This is a genomic window from Diaminobutyricimonas sp. LJ205, assembly GCF_009755725.1.
Lineage (GTDB): Bacteria > Actinomycetota > Actinomycetes > Actinomycetales > Microbacteriaceae > Ruicaihuangia.
Genome location: NZ_CP046619.1, coordinates 2,625,245 through 2,643,242, shown reverse-complemented (window position 1 = coordinate 2,643,242; position 17,998 = coordinate 2,625,245). Strand labels below are relative to the sequence as shown.

Below are 17,998 nucleotides of genomic sequence, written 5' to 3'. Positions count from 1 at the left end.
GCGGGGAGCGGTTAGTTGTTGACAGAAAAACAGTGGTGCGACAGCAGTAGTGCTACTACGGCGTCCAATGCAGCCTTCGGGATGTATGACGCCTTGACAGGAGAGAGAGTCAGACATGGCGGGACAGAAGATCCGCATCCGACTTAAGTCGTATGACCACGAGGTCATCGACACCTCGGCGCGCAAGATCGTCGACACGGTGACCCGTGCGGGTGCGACCGTGGTGGGTCCGGTGCCCCTTCCGACTGAGAAGAACGTGGTCGTTGTGATCCGTTCGCCTCACAAGTACAAGGACAGCCGTGAGCACTTCGAGAAGCGCACCCACAAGCGGCTGATCGACATCATTGACCCGACGCCGAAGGCCGTCGACTCGCTCATGCGTCTCGACCTGCCCGCCGACGTCAATATCGAGATCAAGCTCTAAGGAGACCCATGTCTACGACAAAGACAACAAAGGGCCTGCTGGGTACGAAGCTCGGTATGACCCAGGTGTGGGACGAGAACAACAAGCTCGTTCCCGTGACCGTCGTTCAGATCAACCCGAACGTCGTCACCCAGCTCCGGTCCGCGGATGTCGACGGCTACAGCGCCGTTCAGATCGCTGCCGGCCAGATCGACCCGCGCAAGGTGAACAAGCCTGCTGCCGGCCACTTCGACAAGGCCGGCGTCACGCCGCGCCGTCACCTCACCGAGGTTCGTACCGCGGATGCCGCTGAGTACACCCTCGGCCAGGAGCTGACTGTCGACATCTTCGAGGCCGGCCAGCTGGTCGACGTCGTCGGCACCAGCAAGGGCAAGGGCTTCGCCGGTGTCATGAAGCGTCACAACTTCAAGGGTGTCAGCGCCTCCCACGGTGCGCACCGCAACCACCGCAAGCCGGGCTCCATCGGCGCCTCGTCGACCCCCAGCCGTGTCTTCAAGGGCATGCGCATGGCCGGTCGCATGGGTGGCGAGCGCGTCACCGTGCTGAACCTCAAGGTGCACTCGGTTGACGCCGAGAAGGGCCTGCTGCTGGTCAAGGGTGCCGTTCCCGGTTCCCGCGGCCGCCTCGTATTCGTCCGCAACGCCGTGAAGGGAGCGTAGTTCTGATGGCTACCTCGATCGACGTCATCGACGCCAAGGGCAAGAAGGCCGGCTCTGTTGAGCTGCCCGCCGAGCTCTTCGACGTCGCGACCAACGTTCCGCTCATCCACCAGGTTGTGACCGCTCAGCTCGCTGCGGCGCGCCAGGGCACTCACAAGACCAAGGGTCGTGGTGAGGTTTCCGGTGCGGGCCGCAAGCCGTTCAAGCAGAAGGGAACCGGTCGCGCTCGTCAGGGCTCGATCCGCGCCCCTCAGATGACCGGTGGTGGAATCGTGCACGGGCCGGTGCCGCGTGACTACGCGCAGCGCACCCCCAAGAAGATGATCGCTGCTGCCCTCCTCGGTGCACTGTCCGACCGCGCTCGTGGCGGCCGTCTGCACGTGGTGGACTCCTTCGTCGCGGATGACGCACCCTCGACCAAGACGGTCATCGAACTGCTTTCGGGCATCGCCAGCTCCAAGCACGTGCTGATCGTGCTCGAGCGCGGTGACGATGTGGCGCTGAAGAGCGTTCGCAACATCCCGACCGTTCACGTTCTGCCCGCAGACCAGCTGAACGCCTACGACGTGCTCGTGAGCGACGACATCGTCTTCACCAAGGCCGCCTTCGAGGCGTTCGTCTCGGCGAAGACCAAGAAGGAAGAGGTCAGCGCATAATGACCGCCGCCCTGAACAAGGACCCGCGCGACATCATCGTCTCGCCGGTCGTGAGCGAGAAGAGCTACGGCCTCATCGATGAAGGCAAGTACACCTTCGTCGTCGACCCCCGCGCGAACAAGACCGAGATCAAGCTCGCTATCGAGAAGATCTTCAACGTCAAGGTCGCGTCGGTGAACACCCTGAACCGTAACGGCAAGACTCGTCGCACCCGCTTCGGCACCGGCAAGCGCAAGGACACCAAGCGCGCCATCGTGACGCTCAAGTCCGGTTCGATCGACATCTTTACGGCTGTCGGATAAGGACCGAAGGAAGAAGACATGGCTATTCGCAAGTACAAGCCCACGACCCCCGGTCGTCGCGGTTCGTCGGTCGCCGACTTCGCTGAGATCACCCGGTCGACGCCCGAGAAGTCGCTGCTGAAGCCGCTGCCGAAGTCCGGTGGCCGCAACAACCAGGGACGCATCACGACCCGTCACATCGGTGGTGGCCACAAGCGCCAGTACCGCGTCATCGACTTCCGTCGCAATGACAAGGACGGCGTGAACGCCAAGGTTGCTCACATCGAGTACGACCCCAACCGCACCGCACGCATCGCGCTGCTGCACTTCGTGGACGGGACCAAGCGTTACATCCTGGCCCCGAACAAGCTGAACCAGGGCGACATCATCGAGTCGGGTGCCGCCGCGGACATCAAGCCCGGCAACAACCTGCCGCTGAAGAACATCCCGGTCGGTACCGTGATCCACGCGATCGAGCTGAAGCCCGGTGGCGGCGCGAAGATCGCCCGTTCGGCCGGCGCATCCGTTCGTCTCGTTGCCAAGGATGGCCCCTACGCCCAGCTGCGTATGCCCTCCGGCGAGATCCGCAACGTTGACGCGCGCTGCCGCGCGACGATCGGCGAGGTCGGCAACGCCGAGCAGTCGAACATCAACTGGGGCAAGGCCGGCCGTATGCGCTGGAAGGGCGTCCGCCCGACCGTGCGTGGTGTCGCCATGAACCCGGTCGACCACCCGCACGGTGGTGGTGAGGGCAAGACCTCCGGTGGTCGCCACCCGGTCAGCCCGTGGGGCCAGAAGGAAGGCCGCACTCGCAAGCCCAACCTCGAGAGCGACAAACTCATCGTGCGTCGTCGCACCGTCGGCAAGAAGCGTAAGTAGGAGTTGTAGAAGATGCCACGCAGTCTTAAGAAGGGCCCCTTCGTCGATGACCACCTGCTCCGCAAGGTTGTCACGGCGAACGAGGCCAACAGCAAGAACGTAATCAAGACCTGGTCGCGCCGCTCGATGATCGTCCCCGCCATGCTGGGTCACACCATCGCGGTGCACGACGGTCGCAAGCACATCCCGGTGTTCGTCACCGAGACCATGGTGGGCCACAAGCTCGGCGAGTTCGCGCCCACCCGCACCTTCCGTGGACACGTGAAGGACGACAAGAAGGGTCGTCGCCGCTAACGCGGTGACGCAAGGAGGTAGAGAAATGGTGGAGTCGATCGCACGCGTGCGTCACATCCGCGTGACCCCTATGAAGGCTCGTCGTGTCGTCAACATGATCCGCGGCAAGCAGGCCACTGAAGCACTGGCCATCCTGAAGTTCGCCCCGCAGGGTGCGAGCGAGCCGGTGTACAAGCTCGTTGCTTCCGCTATCGCCAACGCGCGAGTCAAGGCGGATGCGTCGAACACTTACCTGGACGAGCAGGACCTGTACGTGTCGAAGGCTTTCGTCGATGAGGGCACCACCCTCAAGCGATTCCAGCCTCGCGCTCAGGGACGCGCCTTCCAAATCAAAAAGCGCACCAGCCACATCACTGTTGTGCTCGCCACTCCTGAGGAGGGTACGAAGTAATGGGTCAGAAAGTAAACCCGTATGGCTTCCGTCTGGGCATCACCACCGACCACGTGTCGCGGTGGTTCTCCGACAGCACGAAGCGTGGTCAGCGCTACAGCGACTACGTGAACGAGGATGTCAAGATCCGCACCCTGCTGAAGACTCAGCTGGACCGTGCTGGTGTTGCCAAGATCGAGATCGAGCGCACCCGTGACCGCGTCCGCGTGGACATCCACACGGCTCGCCCCGGCATCGTCATCGGCCGCCGCGGCGCCGAGGCCGAGCGCATCCGCGCCGACCTCGAGAAGCTCAGCGGCAAGCAGATCCAGCTGAACATCCTCGAGGTCAAGAACCCCGAGGCCGAGGCTCAGCTGGTCGCGCAGGGTATCGCCGAGCAGCTCTCCGCTCGCGTGGCTTTCCGCCGCGCGATGCGCAAGGGCCTGCAGGGCGCCCAGCGCGCCGGCGCCAAGGGTGTCCGCATCCAGGTGTCCGGTCGTCTCGGTGGTGCTGAAATGAGCCGCTCCGAGTTCTACCGTGAGGGTCGCGTTCCGCTGCACACGCTGCGCGCGAACATCGACTACGGCTTCTACGAGGCCCGCACCACCTTCGGCCGCATCGGCGTCAAGGTGTGGATCTACAAGGGTGACATCACCAACAAGGAACTCGCTCGCGAGCAGGCGACCCAGAAGTCGTCCCGCCCGGAGCGCCGTGACGGCGACCGCCGCCGCGCCCCGCGCGCCGAGCAGCCCGCCACCGCAGGAGTTGAGGCGTAACCATGCTTATTCCCCGTCGTGTAAAGCACCGTAAGCAGCACCACCCGGGTCGCAGTGGCCAGGCCACCGGCGGCACCAAGGTCAGCTTCGGTGAGTACGGCATCCAGGCCCTCACCCCCGCTTACGTGACCAACCGTCAGATCGAGTCCGCTCGTATCGCGATGACGCGTCACATCAAGCGTGGTGGAAAGGTGTGGATCAACATCTACCCCGACCGTCCGCTCACCAAGAAGCCGGCCGAAACCCGCATGGGTTCCGGTAAGGGTTCACCCGAGTGGTGGGTCGCGAACGTCAAGCCGGGCCGCGTCCTCTTCGAGGTCGCCGGTGTGAGCGAGGAACTCGCTCGCGAAGCACTCACCCGTGCAATCCACAAGCTGCCCCTCAAGGCACGAATCATCAAGCGCGAGGAGGGCGACGCATAATGGCGATCGGTTCCAAGGAGCTCCGCCCCGTCGAGCTCGACACTTTTGAAGACGAACGACTCGTCGATGAGCTGAAGAAGGCAAAGGAAGAGCTGTTCAACCTGCGCTTCCAGTCGGCCACCGGCCAGCTCGAGTCGCACGGCCGCCTGCGTGCGGTCAAGCGTGACATCGCCCGCATCTACACGGTCATCCGTGAACGTGAGCTGGGCATCCGCGCCACCCCTGCCCCGGCCCCGGTTGCCGCCAAGGCCGAGAAGAAGAGCAAGGCCAAGAAGGAAGCCGCCCCCGAGGCTGCTGCCGAGGCCCCTGAGACCGAGGAGGCCAAGTAATGGCTAAGGCCGAAGAAAAGGCTGCCGCCGCCGAGGTTCTCGTGCGCGGTTACCGCAAGACGCAGCGTGGCTACGTCGTCAGCGACAAGATGGACAAGACCATCGTCGTTGAGGTCGAAGACCGCGTGAAGCACCCGCTGTACGGCAAGGTCATCCGCCGCACCGAGAAGCGCAAGGTCCACGACGAGACCAACAGCGCCGGCATCGGCGACCTGGTTGTCATCGCGGAGACCCGTCCCCTGTCCGCTACGAAGCGCTGGCGCCTCGTCGAAATCGTCGAGAAGGCTAAGTAAGCGTTCGCGCTTGCTTTGCGTAGAAGGAGACAGAAGTGATTCAGCAGGAATCCCGCCTGAAGATTGCCGATAACACCGGCGCCAAGGAAATCCTGACCATCCGCGTGCTCGGTGGCTCCGGCCGTCGTTACGCCGGTCTCGGTGATGTCGTCGTCGCGACCGTCAAGGACGCAATCCCCGGCGGCAACGTGAAGAAGGGTGACGTCGTCAAGGCCGTCATCGTTCGCACGAAGAAGGAGACTCGCCGCCCGGATGGCTCGTACATCAAGTTCGACGAGAACGCGGCCGTGATCCTGAAGAACGACGGTGACCCCCGCGGCACCCGTATCTTCGGGCCCGTCGGCCGTGAGCTTCGTGACAAGAAGTTCATGAAGATTATCTCGCTGGCCCCGGAGGTCATTTAGTCATGGCAAAGATCAAGAAGGGTGACCTGGTTCAGGTCATCAGCGGCGCAACCCAGGCCCGCGGCGGAGACCGCGGCAAGCAGGGTCGTGTCAAAGAGGTGCTCGTGGAGAAGAACCGCGTAGTCGTGGAGGGTGTCAACTTCGTCACCAAGCACGTCCGCGTCGGCCAGACCCAGCGCGGCACCAAGACCGGCGGCATCGAGACGCACGAGGCGCCCATCCACATTTCCAACGTGGCCCTGGTCGACCCCGAAACCAAGAAGCCGACCCGCGTCGGTTTCCGCAGCGAGACGGTGGAGAAGAACGGTGTCAAGAAGACCGTTCGCGTCCGCTTCGCGAAGAAGTCAGGTAAGGACCTCTAGAGATGACTGACACTGCAGTGGCTGGCAAAATCCAGCCGCGTCTGAAGCAGAAGTACCGCAGCGAGATCATTCCTGCGCTGACCGAGGAGTTCGGCTTCACGAACGTGCACCAGGTGCCCGGCCTCGTGAAGATCGTGGTCAACACCGGTGTCGGCGAGGCAGCTCGCGACAGCAAGGTGATCGACGGCGCAATCAAGGACCTCACCGCGATCACCGGCCAGAAGCCGCAGGTCACCAAGGCCCGCAAGTCGATCGCGCAGTTCAAGCTGCGTGACGGAATGCCCATCGGCGCCCACGTCACCCTCCGCGGTGACCGCGCCTGGGAGTTCATGGACCGTCTGATCACGCTCGCGCTTCCCCGCATCCGTGACTTCCGCGGCCTGTCGCCGAAGCAGTTCGACGGCAACGGCAACTACACCTTCGGTCTCACGGAGCAGTCCGTGTTCCACGAGATCGACCAGGACAAGATCGACCGCGTGCGTGGTTTCGACATCACCGTCGTTACCACCGCGAAGACTGACGACGAGGGTCGCGCCCTGCTCAAGGCGCTCGGCTTCCCGTTCCAGTCGGCCGAGAACACCACCAACTAACAACCCGCCCCGGTCGGCATTCGTGTAACGGATGCCGATACCAGCGAGATAAGGAATACATCGTTATGACGATGACAGATCCGGTCGCAGACATGCTGACCAGATTGCGCAACGCTAACTCGGCGCACCACGACAGTGTGTCGCTGCCGAGCAGCAAGCTGAAGTCGCACATCGCCCAGATCCTCAAGACCGAGGGTTACATCGCCGACTGGAAGGTCGAGGACGCACGCGTCGGACAGACGCTGACCCTCACCCTGAAGTACGGCACGAACCGCGAGCGCTCGATCTCGGGCATCAAGCGCGTTTCCAAGCCGGGTCTGCGCGTCTACGCGCGTTCGACCGAGATCCCCACCGTCATGGGTGGGCTCGGTGTCGCGATCCTGTCGACGTCGTCAGGTCTGCTGACCGACCGCCAGGCAACGAAGAAGGGCGTAGGTGGGGAAGTCCTCGCCTACGTGTGGTGACCTCGAATGTCTCGTATTGGACGACTTCCCATCCAGATCCCCGCTGGCGTTGACGTCAAGGTCGACGCGTCGGTCGTGACGGTCAAGGGCCCGAAGGGTGAGCTGACCATCCCGGTCGCCAGCCCGATTGAGGTCAAGGTCGAGGATGGCCAGGTTCTGGTCACCCGCCCGAACGACGAGCGCGAGTCGCGTTCGTTGCACGGCCTCACTCGCACGCTCATCGCGAACGACATCGTGGGCGTCACCGACGGCTACACCAAGGGCCTCGAGGTCGTCGGCACCGGTTACCGTGTCGCGGCCAAGGGCAGCTCGCTCGAGCTCGCGCTCGGCTTCTCGCACCCGGTCACCGTCGAGCCGCCGGCAGGCATCTCGTTCGCAGTCGAGGGCAACAACAAGATCATCGTCAGCGGCATCTCCAAGCAGGCCGTTGGTGAGGCTGCGGCCAACATCCGGAAGATCCGCAAGCCCGAGCCGTACAAGGGCAAGGGTGTGCGTTACGCCGGCGAGGTTGTCCGCCGCAAGGCCGGAAAGGCTGGTAAGTAAGCATGGGTCTCGTAACCAGAGGCAAGAGCAAGTCCGCCGCGAAGGACCGCCGCCACGCCCGTCTTCGCAAGAAGATCTCGGGCACGCCCGAGCGTCCTCGCCTGGTGGTCACCCGTTCGGCCCGGCACGTCTTCGTGCAGGTCGTCGACGACACCAAGGGCATCACGGTCGCTTCGGCGTCCACCATGGAAGCCGACCTGCGCGCCCTCGAGGGCGACAAGACGGCCAAGGCCCGCAAGGTCGGCGAACTCGTCGCCGAGCGTGCGAAGAAGGCCGGAATCGAAGCCGTTGTCTTTGACCGCGGCGGCAGCAAGTACGCGGGTCGCGTCGCGGCTATCGCCGAAGGAGCTCGAGAGGGTGGATTGAACCTGTGAGCGAAATCAACAAGGAGCAAGAAGTGGTTGCAGAGGCACCCGTGGAGACCGCTGCGTCTTCCACCCCTGCGAGCGAGCCGCGTGAGGCCCGCCGTGGCGGCCGCGAGCGCAACCCCAACCGTGACCGTGGCAGCCGCGACGCCGAGAAGAGCCAGTTCCTCGAGCGCGTCGTGACCATCAACCGCGTGTCCAAGGTCGTGAAGGGTGGTCGTCGCTTCAGCTTCACCGCCCTCGTGGTTGTCGGTGACGGCAACGGCCTGGTCGGCGTTGGCTACGGCAAGGCCCGTGAGGTCCCGACGGCTATCTCGAAGGGCGTCGAGGAGGCGAAGAAGAACTTCTTCCGCGTTCCGCGCGTCTACAACACCATCCCGCACCCGGTGCAGGGTGAGGCCGCTGCTGGTGTCGTGCTGCTTCGTCCGGCTGCCGCCGGTACCGGTGTTATCGCCGGTGGCCCGGTTCGCGCCGTGCTCGAGTGCGCCGGCATCCACGACGTGCTCAGCAAGTCGCTCGGTTCGTCGAACACCATCAACATCGTTCACGCGACTGTTGAGGCTCTGAAGCAGCTCGAGGAGCCCCGTGCGGTTGCCGCCCGGCGTGGCCTTGAGTTCGAAGACGTCGCCCCGGCCCGCCTGGTTCGTGCCGAGGCTGAAGCTAAGGCAGGTGTCTGATGGCTGCGCGCCTGAAGGTGACCCAGATCAAGGGCAAGATTAGTGAGAAGCAGAACCAGCGCGACACGCTGCGCAGCCTTGGGCTGAAGCGCATCGGCGACGTCGTGGTTCGCGAAGACAACGCGCAGAACCGCGGTTACGTTCGCACTGTCGCTCACCTGGTGAAGGTGGAGGAGATTGACTAATGGCTGAGGAAGAAGCCACCAAGAAGGCGCCGGCCAAGGCCGCTGCCGACAAGGCTCCGGCCAAGAAGCCTGCGGCCAAGACCGCTGCTGAGAAGCCGGCCGCCGAGAAGAAGGCGCCTGCGACCAGGGCCCCTGCCAAGAAGGCGGAAGCTGCGGCATCCGACAAGGCAGAGACCAAGGCTCCGGCGACCAAGGCTCCCGCCAAGAAGGCTCCCGCCAAGAAGGCTGAGGAGACCGAGGCTCGTCCGCAGGTGCTCAAGGTTCACCACCTGCGTCCCGCAGCCGGTGCCAAGAAGGCCAAGACCCGCGTTGGACGCGGTGAAGGCTCGAAGGGTAAGACTGCCGGTCGCGGTACCAAGGGAACGAAGGCCCGCTACTCGGTGCGGCCCGGCTTCCAGGGTGGCCAGCTGACCTCGGTCATGCGTACCCCGAAGCTGCGCGGGTTCAAGAACCCGTTCCGCGTCGAGTACCAGGTCGTCAACCTCGAGAAGCTTGCCGAGCTTTACCCCCAGGGTGGGGATGTCACCATCGGTGACCTCGTCGCCAAGGGTGCGGTTCGCAAGAACGAGAAGGTTAAGGTTCTCGGAGACGGCGAGATTGCGGTTAAGCTGACTGTTGCCGTCGATAAGGTCTCCAGCTCTGCCGAGCAGAAGATCGTCGCGGCGGGCGGCTCCGTCAAGTAGTTATTTGGGGGTGGCCCGTCCGGGGCCACCCCCAAACCCGTTAACCCAGCCCAGGAGGCCTCGTGTTCCGTGCCGTCGCGCGAATCTTTCGCACGCCTGACCTTCGCAGGAAGATCGGGTTCACGCTCGGCATCATTGCGCTCTTCCGGCTGGGGTCATTCATCCCCGCGCCGTTCGTCGATTACGGCAACGTGCAGAGCTGTCTCTCGGGCAACGCGAACACGTCCGGCCTCTACGAGCTGGTCAACCTCTTCAGCGGTGGGGCGCTCCTGCAGCTGTCGGTCTTCGCGCTCGGGATCATGCCGTACATCACGGCCTCGATCATCGTGCAGCTGCTGCGCGTGGTCATCCCACACTTCGAGACCCTCTACAAGGAGGGCCAGTCCGGGCAGGCCAAGCTCACCCAGTACACCCGCTACCTGACGATCGCCCTCGGCATCCTGCAGTCGACCACGCTGATCACCGTCGCCCGCAGCGGCGCCCTGTTCGGCTCCACCGGCGTCGCCGAGTGCAGCCAGCTGATCACCGACTCGTCCTGGTACGCGATCCTGCTCATGGTCATCACCATGACCGCCGGCACCGGCCTCATCATGTGGTTCGGTGAGCTCATCACCGAGCGCGGCATCGGCAACGGCATGTCGCTGCTGATCTTCACCTCGATCGCCGCTACCTTCCCGACCTCGCTCTGGGCCATCGCGGTTTCCGAGGGAATCGACATCTTCATCATCGTCATTGCGATCGGGTTGCTGATCATGACCGCGGTCGTCTTCGTCGAACAGTCGCAGCGACGCATCCCGGTGCAGTACGCCAAGCGCATGGTCGGCCGCCGCACCTACGGTGGCAACAACACCTACATCCCGATCAAGGTCAACATGGCCGGCGTCGTGCCCGTCATCTTCGCCTCGTCGCTGCTGTACCTGCCCGCGCTGATCGCCCAGTTCAACCAGCCGCCGGCCGGGCAGACCGCGCCGGAATGGGTGGTCTGGATCCAGAACAACCTGACCTCGGGCGACAACCCGTTGTATATGTTGATCTACTTCCTGCTGATCATCGGCTTCACCTACTTCTACGTGGCCATCACCTTCAACCCGGAGGAAGTGGCCGACAACATGAAGAAGTACGGCGGCTTCATCCCCGGCATCCGCGCCGGACGGCCGACTGCCGAATACCTGGACTATGTCCTCACGCGCGTCACGCTTCCCGGGTCGCTGTACCTCGGCATCGTCGCGCTCATCCCCCTTATCGCGCTCGCCACAGTGGGGGCCAACCAGAACTTCCCGTTCGGTGGTGCGAGCATCCTGATCATCGTTGGTGTCGGTCTCGAGACGGTCAAGCAGATCGACTCGCAGCTGCAGCAACGGCACTATGAAGGACTTCTTCGATGACTCGACTTCTGCTGATCGGCCCGCCTGGCGCCGGAAAGGGAACGCAGGCGGTTCGGCTGGCTGAGGCCTACGGCATCCCTGCGATCTCCACCGGCGACATCTTCCGCTCGAACGTGAAGAACGAGACCGAGTTGGGCAAGCAGGCCAAGGCGTTCATGGATGCCGGAAACAACGTGCCGGACAGCCTCACCAACGCACTCGTGCGCGACCGGCTCACGGAGCAGGATGCCGCGAGCGGGTTCCTGCTCGACGGATACCCGCGCACGCTGGACCAGGTCCGTGAACTCGACGAGATCCTCGCCGAGACCGGCACCAGCCTCGACGTGGTCGTCGAGCTGCAGGCCGACCCCGAGGTCGTCGTCGAGCGGCTGCGCAAGCGTGCCGAGATCGAAGGACGCGCCGACGACAACGAGTCGGTCGTCCGTCACCGGCTCGAGGTCTACCGCGAGCAGACCGAACCGCTGATCGGCGTGTACACCGAGCGTGGCGCGCTGGTCGCGGTCAACGCCCTCGGCTCGATCGACGAGGTCACCGAGCGCATCCTCACCGCGCTGCGTGGGCGCGGTCTCGCGAACGCCTCCTAGAGCACCCTGGTGGCTTTCGGTAAGCGCGGGATCTACAAGACCCCGGAGCAGTTGCGCCTGATGGTGCGCCCGGGGTTGGCGACCGCCGCGTCGCTGGATGCCGTTCGCGCGGCAATCGTGCCCGGAGTGACCACCGCTGAACTCGACCGCATCGCCGAGAAGACCATCCGCGACCTCGGCGGACAGCCGAACTTCGCGCTGGTCCCCGGCTACCGGCACACCATCTGCGCCTCGGTGAACGACGCGGTCGTGCACGGCATCCCGGACGATCGTCCGCTCGAGCCTGGCGACATCGTCTCGATCGACAGCGGCGCCGAGATCGACGGCTGGAACGGCGACTCGGCGATCACCGTGGTCATCCCCGATCCGGACCGGCCCGAGCTGGTTGCGGAGCGCCAGCGGCTGGCGGATGCCGGGGAGCATGCGCTCTGGGCGGGCATCGCCGCGCTGGCCGGGGCCAGGCACCTGAACGAGATCGGCGTGGTCATCGAGGACGCGATCCTCAGCCGCGGCGAGTTCGGCATTCTCGAGGACTACATCGGCCACGGGATCGGCCGCTCGATGCACGAGGATCCGCCGGTGTTCAACTACGCCGTGAAACACAATGGTCCCGCGGTGAAACCGGGACTCGCGGTCGCGATCGAGCCGATGATCACGCTGGGCAGCAACGAGACCCGGGTTCTCGACGACGACTGGACCGTGGTCACCACCGACGGCAGCGCCGGCGCGCACTGGGAACACTCGGTCGCCGTGCACGCCGGCGGCATCTGGGTTCTCACCGCCGAAGACGGGGGAGCGGCCGGCCTTGCCCCGTTCGGAGTCACCCCCATCCCGCTCGCGTAAGGCGCGGCCGGCGATGATAACCCCCGACTGGCGAAACGCCCGGGATTAACCTAAGCTTGACCTTTGGTGTCTCGGCCCAGCTACGGCTGTGCCAATTTCACCGATTTTCCGCACGACCAGCAGTACAACTTTTAGCGACAGTGAGGCTATGGCCAAAAAAGACGGCGTCATCGAGATCGAAGGATCTGTGATCGAAGCTCTGCCCAACGCGATGTTCCGCGTTGAGCTGACGAACGGTCACAGGGTGCTTGCCCACATCTCGGGCAAGATGCGCCAGCACTACATCCGTATCCTCCCCGAGGACCGCGTGATTGTGGAGCTGAGTCCTTACGATCTGACCCGCGGCCGGATTGTCTACCGCTACAAGTAACACGCTGCTGGAAAGGAACGACCCGGGCCACCGTCCGGGAACGAGGCCAGCGAACACAAGGAACCATCATGAAGGTCAAGCCCAGCGTCAAGCCCATCTGCGACAAGTGCAAGGTCATTCGTCGTCACGGGAACGTCATGGTGATCTGCGAGAACCCGCGCCACAAGCAGCGTCAGGGCTAATCGCTCCCGGCGCTTCGCCGGGAACACAACTGAATACAACACGGCAACGTCAGAAAGCATCCAGGATCTCGGCTAACGAGTCAGTGGATGCGGACACCTTGGGTTGGAGGCCCAGGCACCGACGTTGCTCCACACCTCCACCCATCCACAGGAGAAGCCACCATGGCACGTCTTGCCGGCGTTGACATTCCGCGCGAAAAGCGCGTTGAAGTCGCACTGACATACATCTACGGTGTCGGCCGCACTCGGGCACTCAACACCCTCAGTGAGACCGGAATCGATGGAAACATCCGAGTCAAGGATCTGACCGACGAACAGCTGGTCGCCCTGCGCGACCACATCGAGGGCACCTACAAGGTAGAGGGTGACCTCCGCCGCGAGGTCGCCGCCGACATCCGCCGCAAGGTCGAGATCGGCAGCTACGAAGGCATCCGTCACCGCAAGGGCCTGCCCGTGCGTGGACAGCGCACCAAGACCAACGCCCGCACCCGCAAGGGACCGAAGCGCACAGTCGCCGGTAAGAAGAAGGCCCGCTAGGCCACGCCCTAGGATTCAGGAGACAACATGGCAGCACCCAAGACGGCCGCGCGCAAGCCCCGCCGCAAGGAAAAGAAGAACATTGCTGTGGGCCAGGCCCACATCAAGAGCACCTTCAACAACACGATCGTGTCGATCACCGACCCGACCGGCGCTGTGATCAGCTGGGCATCGTCCGGTGGCGTCGGCTTCAAGGGTTCGCGTAAGTCGACTCCGTTCGCCGCGCAGCTCGCCGCCGAGTCGGCCGCGCGCCAGGCGCAGGAGCACGGCATGAAGAAGGTTGACGTCTTCGTGAAGGGCCCGGGATCGGGACGCGAGACCGCGATCCGCTCGCTCCAGGCCGCTGGCCTCGAGGTCGGCTCGATCAACGACGTCACGCCGCAGGCGCACAACGGATGCCGCCCGCCGAAGCGTCGCCGCGTTTAAGCAGCACAGCTTATCCTCGATCGGGCCTGAAGCCGCACGTCGAGTAGCTGACTGCGCCGATCGAGCTTGCCGAGACGCCGCCCTGCGCGGATCTCGGCAAGCTCGATCAGCGGATCGGCGTCGAAGTGCGGCCCGGGCTCGACCGGGACAAACAACTCAACAGAATCGACGGGCCTCTACCCCCGGTCGCACCCTCCTCAGTGTCATATAGCGGACACTTTGCCGAAAGGAATAACCAGTGCTCATTGCACAGCGTCCCACCCTCGCCGAAGAGAACATTTCCGAGTTCCGGTCGCGGTTCGTTATTGAACCGCTCGAGCCCGGCTTCGGCTACACGCTCGGCAACTCGCTGCGTCGCACCCTTCTCTCCTCCATTCCCGGGGCGGCCGTAACCAGCATCCGCATCGACGGCGTGCTGCACGAGTTCAGCACCGTGCCAGGGGTGAAGGAAGACGTCACCGAGATCATCCTCAACATCAAGCAGCTGGTTGTCTCGAGCGAGCACGACGAGCCGATCACCGCTTACCTGCGCAAGCAGGGTGCCGGTGAGGTAACCGCGGCTGACATCTCGGCTCCGGCCGGTGTCGAGATCCACAACCCCGAGCTTGTGATCGCGACGCTCAACGACAAGGCGAAGTTCGAGGTGGAGCTCACCATCGAGCGCGGCCGCGGCTACGTGTCGGCGACCCAGAACCGCAGCGAGTTCAGCGAAGCCGGCCAGGTGCCGATCGACTCGATCTACTCGCCCGTGCTGAAGGTCACCTACAAGGTCGAGGCCACCCGTGCCGGTGAGCGCACCGACTTCGACCGCCTCGTCGTCGACGTGGAGACCAAGCCCGCGATCAGCCCGCGCGACGCCATCGCTTCGGCCGGTAAGACCCTGGTTGAGCTGTTCGGTCTGGCCCGTGAGCTGAACACCGCCGCTGAGGGCATCGAGATCGGCCCCGCGCCGGTCGACGCTGTGCTCCCCGGCGAGCTGAGCATGCCGATCGAGGACCTCGACCTGTCGGTGCGCAGCTACAACTGCCTCAAGCGCGAGGGCATCAACACCGTCAGCGAGCTCGTCGCGCTGTCCGAGACCCAGCTCATGAACATCCGCAACTTCGGACAGAAGTCGGTGGATGAGGTCAAGGACAAGCTCGTCGAGATGGGACTGTCGCTGAAGGACGCCGTCCCCGGCTTCGACGGCGCGCACTTCTACGGCGGCTACGACGACGAGAACAGCTGATCACGTCTTCGTGACGCTGACGAAATTTTGATAACGGAGAACAGAAACAATGCCTAAGCCCACTAAGGGAGCCCGCCTCGGCGGCGGACCGGCCCACGAGCGCCTGATGCTTGCGAACCTGGCGGCTGCGCTCTTCACTCACAAGAGCATCAAGACCACCGAGACCAAGGCCAAGCGCCTGCGTCCGGTGGCCGAGCGCCTGATCACCTTCGCCAAGCGCGGTGACCTGCACGCCCGTCGTCGTGCGCTTGCCCAGATCGGTGACAAGACCGTCGTGCACGAGCTGTTCACGCAGATCGCTCCGCTGGTCGCCGAGCGTGATGGCGGTTACACCCGCATCACCAAGCTCGGTTACCGCAAGGGTGACAACGCGTCGATGGTGCAGATCGAGCTCGTGCTCGAGCCGGTCAGCCCCAAGGCGAAGAAGACCAAGCCGGCTGCTGCCGCTCCGGTCGAGGAGACCCCGGCTGAGGAGACTCCCGCTGAGGAGACTGCTGTCGAGGAGACCACCGAGGCTCCGGCCGAGGAGACCACCGCAGCTGAGGCTCCCGCCGAGGAGACCGCAGCTGAGGCTCCCGCCGAGGAAGCCAAGTAACACCCCTTCCACGAAGGCCCCGCTCGTTCGAGCGGGGCCTTCGTCGTTTCGGCGGCGTATGGTCTTCGCATGAGCATGTCGCCCCTCAACGAGAGAGTCGTCGCCCCTGATGTGACGGCGGTGCCAACGGATGCCCCTGGCCTGCGCTGGCGTCCGGCAGTTGTCGACGATGTGGATGCGGTCACCGCGCTTTACAAGCGTATGGCGAAGGCCGACCACCCGCAGTGGTCCGAGACCCGTGAGGAGGTTGCCTCTGAGTTCGGTCATCCGTGGGTCGACCTCGCCCGGGACTCTTTGCTCGCCGAGACCGCCGGCGGAGAGCTCGTCGCCTTCGGGCAAGTCGTTCTCCCGCCAGCCCAGGAGACGCTCGTGCGGTCGATCCTGTTCGGCGGAGTCGACCCAGCCCATCGCGGCCGCACGATCGGGCGGCAGCTGCTCGGCTGGCAGTATTCCCGCGCGTTGCAGCAGCTCGCGGCATCCGCCAAGCCATTGCCCGGCTGGGTGATGGCCTACACCGACGAACGCAACCAGACCGCCCAGCACCTCTACGAGCGCTTCGAACTCACCCCGGCGAGATACTTCGTCCAGCTCGAGCGTGTCGTCGCGGACCCGATCGATCAGGTCGCTCTGCCCGATGGCGTCAGCATCGTGCCGTACGTCCCTGACATGTCCGAGGCGGTCAGGCGTGCGAAGAATGCGGCCTTCCAGGACCACTGGGGCAGCCAGCCCTCGACCAAGGAGCAGTGGCAGCGGATGCTGCTGGATTTGCCATCGTTCCGGCCTGACCTCTCGTTCGTGGCGGTTGTGCAGGGCGAAGTCATCGGCCTGGTGATCTCCGAAGTCTTCGAGCACGACTGGGAGGCGCAGGGCTTCCGCAGCGGCTACATCTCACTCGTCGGCGTCGTGCGGGAGTGGCGCCGCCGGGGGATCGCCCCGGCGCTGCTCGGCCGGGTGCTCGAGTCGTACCGTGCCGCGTGGTTCGACAAGGCCCAACTCGACGTCGACACCGACAACCCGACCGGCGCGCTCCGGCTCTACACGGGGATGGGATTTACGCCGACCACCCGGGAGGTCAGTCACACCCGGGTGTTCTGACCCGGCGCGCTAAGGCGCGGTCGGTCCGTAGGAGGCCTGCACCTCGGCGAGTTCCATCTCCGCGGTCTCCTGGATCAGCTTCAGCAGTGCGGAATCCAGGCCGGGGGAGAACTCCTCGGGCCGCTCCGGGGCGATGGTCTGCGGAACGCCCTCGGGAGCCTGCTCGCTCACGTCGAGCGTGGTCCCGTCATCCGACGGCGAGAGGCCCTGGAAGATCCGGCCGGCTTCCGATTGACCCTTTAAGTCGAACGTGTACTGCTTGCTCTGGAGACCGGTATCGAGGAGCTCCCGCACTTCAGGGAACTGCTCGGCGCTCGTCTTCGGAATCGGAAGCAGAGGCCGCCAATCGACGCCGAGGCATTCCAGGGCCTTGGCATACGCGTTCTCATGAGCTTGATCGCGCACGATCAGGTACGCGATCGTCGACCTCGCGGTCTTGTTCGAGGTCATCTCGTAGATGCGGCACTTCTGCAGTCGCCCGGTCGATTCGAGCATCAGGTTGTACAGCAGGTCCAGGGGCAGATTCCCGGAGTTGTACACGTAGCTGCCGCTCCACGGATTACCGGCAGCATCCACCGGCAGCGCCCCCTGCGCACCGACCAGGTAGTGATGGATATTGCTCTGCGAAAGGGCGATCTTCAGGGGAGTGGCGCCGCCCGCCCCGGGGGTGTCGAGCGGATCGGTCGGTGAACCCTGGTAGCGCGGAGATCCGTCCAGTAGCCGCGAGATCGTCGTCCCGATCAGTTCGACGTGGCTGATCTCCTCAGTGCCGACGCCTTGCAACAGGTCTTTGAACGGCTTCGCTGCGGGGCCTCGGAAATTCATTGCCTGAAACAGGTACTGCATCATCGTGCGCATCTCGCCGAACTGGCCACCCAGGCCCTCCTGCAACGCGTTGGCTGCGGCGGGATCCGGCTCGTCCTGCTCGATGCGATTGATGAGTTGTTGGACATGGAAATACATCGTGAACCTCCTATGGCACAACGGCGTGCCATTCGGCCACCCTGCGCCGCTTTCAGACGACACGCCAGCCCCGGGTGTGCGAGCCATCCTCGAGCGACAGGTCTCAGTTGAGAAGCGTTTCTCTCGAGAACCGT

Annotated in this window: 31 protein-coding genes; 30 read left to right on the top strand and 1 reads right to left on the bottom strand. The window is 64.3% G+C overall.

Features of this window, described 5'->3' with window-relative positions:
- The first annotated feature begins 115 nt into the window (after positions 1 to 115).
- From rpsJ to GO591_RS12810, 30 genes are all read left to right on the top strand, one after another.
- Positions 116 to 424: a 30S ribosomal protein S10 gene (rpsJ, locus tag GO591_RS12955; RefSeq protein ID WP_027479364.1), complete on the top strand. Its 309-nt coding sequence runs from the start codon at positions 116 to 118 to the stop codon at positions 422 to 424.
- 8 nt (positions 425 to 432) lie between these two features.
- Positions 433 to 1,083, top strand: coding sequence for a 50S ribosomal protein L3 (gene rplC / locus GO591_RS12950; protein WP_157157202.1), 651 nt, complete (start codon positions 433 to 435; stop codon positions 1,081 to 1,083).
- Positions 1,084 to 1,088: 5 nt separating this feature from the next.
- Positions 1,089 to 1,739, top strand: a complete 651-nt coding sequence (gene rplD, locus GO591_RS12945) for a 50S ribosomal protein L4 (protein ID WP_157157201.1) — start codon at positions 1,089 to 1,091, stop codon at positions 1,737 to 1,739.
- On the top strand, positions 1,739 to 2,041 hold the full coding sequence (rplW, locus tag GO591_RS12940; protein WP_157157200.1) for a 50S ribosomal protein L23: 303 nt from the start codon (positions 1,739 to 1,741) through the stop codon (positions 2,039 to 2,041). The genes rplD and rplW overlap by 1 nt, the downstream gene beginning before the upstream one ends.
- A gap of 18 nt (positions 2,042 to 2,059) precedes the next feature.
- Positions 2,060 to 2,899: a 50S ribosomal protein L2 gene (gene rplB, locus GO591_RS12935; RefSeq protein ID WP_157157199.1), complete on the top strand. Its 840-nt coding sequence runs from the start codon at positions 2,060 to 2,062 to the stop codon at positions 2,897 to 2,899.
- A 12-nt stretch (positions 2,900 to 2,911) separates the two neighbouring features.
- The gene (gene rpsS, locus GO591_RS12930; protein WP_157157198.1) at positions 2,912 to 3,193 is read left to right on the top strand and encodes a 30S ribosomal protein S19; all 282 of its coding nucleotides are present in this window, start codon (positions 2,912 to 2,914) and stop codon (positions 3,191 to 3,193) included.
- A 25-nt stretch (positions 3,194 to 3,218) separates the two neighbouring features.
- Positions 3,219 to 3,584 carry a 50S ribosomal protein L22 gene (gene rplV / locus GO591_RS12925; protein ID WP_157157197.1) on the top strand — a complete coding sequence of 122 codons (366 nt, stop codon included), beginning with the start codon at positions 3,219 to 3,221 and terminating at the stop codon, positions 3,582 to 3,584.
- A complete protein-coding gene (rpsC, locus tag GO591_RS12920; protein ID WP_157157196.1) occupies positions 3,584 to 4,339 on the top strand; it encodes a 30S ribosomal protein S3 in 756 nt (251 codons plus the stop codon). Before rplV ends, rpsC begins: the two co-directional genes overlap by 1 nt.
- A gap of 2 nt (positions 4,340 to 4,341) precedes the next feature.
- A complete protein-coding gene (gene rplP / locus GO591_RS12915) occupies positions 4,342 to 4,761 on the top strand; it encodes a 50S ribosomal protein L16 (protein WP_157157195.1) in 420 nt (139 codons plus the stop codon).
- On the top strand, positions 4,761 to 5,090 hold the full coding sequence (rpmC, locus tag GO591_RS12910) for a 50S ribosomal protein L29 (RefSeq protein WP_157157194.1): 330 nt from the start codon (positions 4,761 to 4,763) through the stop codon (positions 5,088 to 5,090). The genes rplP and rpmC overlap by 1 nt, the downstream gene beginning before the upstream one ends.
- Positions 5,090 to 5,383 (top strand): 30S ribosomal protein S17, encoded by a 294-nt coding sequence (rpsQ, locus tag GO591_RS12905; RefSeq protein ID WP_157157193.1) that lies wholly within the window; start codon positions 5,090 to 5,092, stop codon positions 5,381 to 5,383. Before rpmC ends, rpsQ begins: the two co-directional genes overlap by 1 nt.
- Positions 5,384 to 5,418: 35 nt before the next feature.
- On the top strand, positions 5,419 to 5,787 hold the full coding sequence (gene rplN / locus GO591_RS12900) for a 50S ribosomal protein L14 (protein ID WP_157157192.1): 369 nt from the start codon (positions 5,419 to 5,421) through the stop codon (positions 5,785 to 5,787).
- A gap of 2 nt (positions 5,788 to 5,789) precedes the next feature.
- Positions 5,790 to 6,149, top strand: coding sequence for a 50S ribosomal protein L24 (gene rplX, locus GO591_RS12895; protein WP_157157191.1), 360 nt, complete (start codon positions 5,790 to 5,792; stop codon positions 6,147 to 6,149).
- 2 nt (positions 6,150 to 6,151) lie between these two features.
- Positions 6,152 to 6,739 carry a 50S ribosomal protein L5 gene (gene rplE / locus GO591_RS12890; RefSeq protein ID WP_157157190.1) on the top strand — a complete coding sequence of 196 codons (588 nt, stop codon included), beginning with the start codon at positions 6,152 to 6,154 and terminating at the stop codon, positions 6,737 to 6,739.
- A 65-nt stretch (positions 6,740 to 6,804) separates the two neighbouring features.
- The gene (gene rpsH, locus GO591_RS12885; protein ID WP_157157189.1) at positions 6,805 to 7,203 is read left to right on the top strand and encodes a 30S ribosomal protein S8; all 399 of its coding nucleotides are present in this window, start codon (positions 6,805 to 6,807) and stop codon (positions 7,201 to 7,203) included.
- A 6-nt stretch (positions 7,204 to 7,209) separates the two neighbouring features.
- Entirely contained in the window at positions 7,210 to 7,746 is a 537-nt protein-coding gene (gene rplF, locus GO591_RS12880; RefSeq protein ID WP_157157188.1) for a 50S ribosomal protein L6, read from the top strand.
- A 2-nt stretch (positions 7,747 to 7,748) separates the two neighbouring features.
- Positions 7,749 to 8,120 (top strand): 50S ribosomal protein L18, encoded by a 372-nt coding sequence (rplR, locus tag GO591_RS12875; RefSeq protein WP_157157187.1) that lies wholly within the window; start codon positions 7,749 to 7,751, stop codon positions 8,118 to 8,120.
- Positions 8,117 to 8,788, top strand: coding sequence for a 30S ribosomal protein S5 (gene rpsE, locus GO591_RS12870; RefSeq protein ID WP_167138282.1), 672 nt, complete (start codon positions 8,117 to 8,119; stop codon positions 8,786 to 8,788). The genes rplR and rpsE overlap by 4 nt, the downstream gene beginning before the upstream one ends.
- Positions 8,788 to 8,973: a 50S ribosomal protein L30 gene (gene rpmD / locus GO591_RS12865; RefSeq protein ID WP_157157186.1), complete on the top strand. Its 186-nt coding sequence runs from the start codon at positions 8,788 to 8,790 to the stop codon at positions 8,971 to 8,973. Before rpsE ends, rpmD begins: the two co-directional genes overlap by 1 nt.
- Complete coding sequence (gene rplO, locus GO591_RS12860; RefSeq protein ID WP_157157185.1) at positions 8,973 to 9,656, top strand: 50S ribosomal protein L15; 684 nt, start codon at positions 8,973 to 8,975, stop codon at positions 9,654 to 9,656. Before rpmD ends, rplO begins: the two co-directional genes overlap by 1 nt.
- A gap of 62 nt (positions 9,657 to 9,718) precedes the next feature.
- A complete protein-coding gene (secY, locus tag GO591_RS12855; RefSeq protein ID WP_157157184.1) occupies positions 9,719 to 11,041 on the top strand; it encodes a preprotein translocase subunit SecY in 1,323 nt (440 codons plus the stop codon).
- Positions 11,038 to 11,625 (top strand): adenylate kinase, encoded by a 588-nt coding sequence (locus GO591_RS12850; protein WP_157157183.1) that lies wholly within the window; start codon positions 11,038 to 11,040, stop codon positions 11,623 to 11,625. Before secY ends, GO591_RS12850 begins: the two co-directional genes overlap by 4 nt.
- Before the next feature lie 6 nt (positions 11,626 to 11,631).
- Positions 11,632 to 12,468, top strand: a complete 837-nt coding sequence (map, locus tag GO591_RS12845) for a type I methionyl aminopeptidase (RefSeq protein ID WP_370455355.1) — start codon at positions 11,632 to 11,634, stop codon at positions 12,466 to 12,468.
- Between the two features lie 148 nt (positions 12,469 to 12,616).
- Complete coding sequence (gene infA / locus GO591_RS12840; protein WP_157157181.1) at positions 12,617 to 12,838, top strand: translation initiation factor IF-1; 222 nt, start codon at positions 12,617 to 12,619, stop codon at positions 12,836 to 12,838.
- 68 nt (positions 12,839 to 12,906) lie between these two features.
- Entirely contained in the window at positions 12,907 to 13,020 is a 114-nt protein-coding gene (gene rpmJ, locus GO591_RS12835; RefSeq protein ID WP_157157180.1) for a 50S ribosomal protein L36, read from the top strand.
- A gap of 162 nt (positions 13,021 to 13,182) precedes the next feature.
- Positions 13,183 to 13,557 (top strand): 30S ribosomal protein S13, encoded by a 375-nt coding sequence (rpsM, locus tag GO591_RS12830; protein WP_157157179.1) that lies wholly within the window; start codon positions 13,183 to 13,185, stop codon positions 13,555 to 13,557.
- 27 nt (positions 13,558 to 13,584) lie between these two features.
- Positions 13,585 to 13,983: a 30S ribosomal protein S11 gene (gene rpsK / locus GO591_RS12825; RefSeq protein ID WP_157157178.1), complete on the top strand. Its 399-nt coding sequence runs from the start codon at positions 13,585 to 13,587 to the stop codon at positions 13,981 to 13,983.
- 238 nt (positions 13,984 to 14,221) lie between these two features.
- Positions 14,222 to 15,211, top strand: a complete 990-nt coding sequence (locus tag GO591_RS12820; protein ID WP_157157177.1) for a DNA-directed RNA polymerase subunit alpha — start codon at positions 14,222 to 14,224, stop codon at positions 15,209 to 15,211.
- 49 nt (positions 15,212 to 15,260) lie between these two features.
- Complete coding sequence (gene rplQ / locus GO591_RS12815) at positions 15,261 to 15,806, top strand: 50S ribosomal protein L17 (RefSeq protein ID WP_157157176.1); 546 nt, start codon at positions 15,261 to 15,263, stop codon at positions 15,804 to 15,806.
- A 69-nt stretch (positions 15,807 to 15,875) separates the two neighbouring features.
- Positions 15,876 to 16,901: a GNAT family N-acetyltransferase gene (locus GO591_RS12810; protein WP_157157175.1), complete on the top strand. Its 1,026-nt coding sequence runs from the start codon at positions 15,876 to 15,878 to the stop codon at positions 16,899 to 16,901.
- Between the two features lie 9 nt (positions 16,902 to 16,910).
- On the opposite strand, the gene GO591_RS12805 is transcribed toward GO591_RS12810, so the two are convergent.
- Positions 16,911 to 17,864 (bottom strand): manganese catalase family protein, encoded by a 954-nt coding sequence (locus tag GO591_RS12805; RefSeq protein WP_157157174.1) that lies wholly within the window; start codon positions 17,862 to 17,864, stop codon positions 16,911 to 16,913.
- Between the last annotated feature and the right edge of the window lie 134 nt (positions 17,865 to 17,998).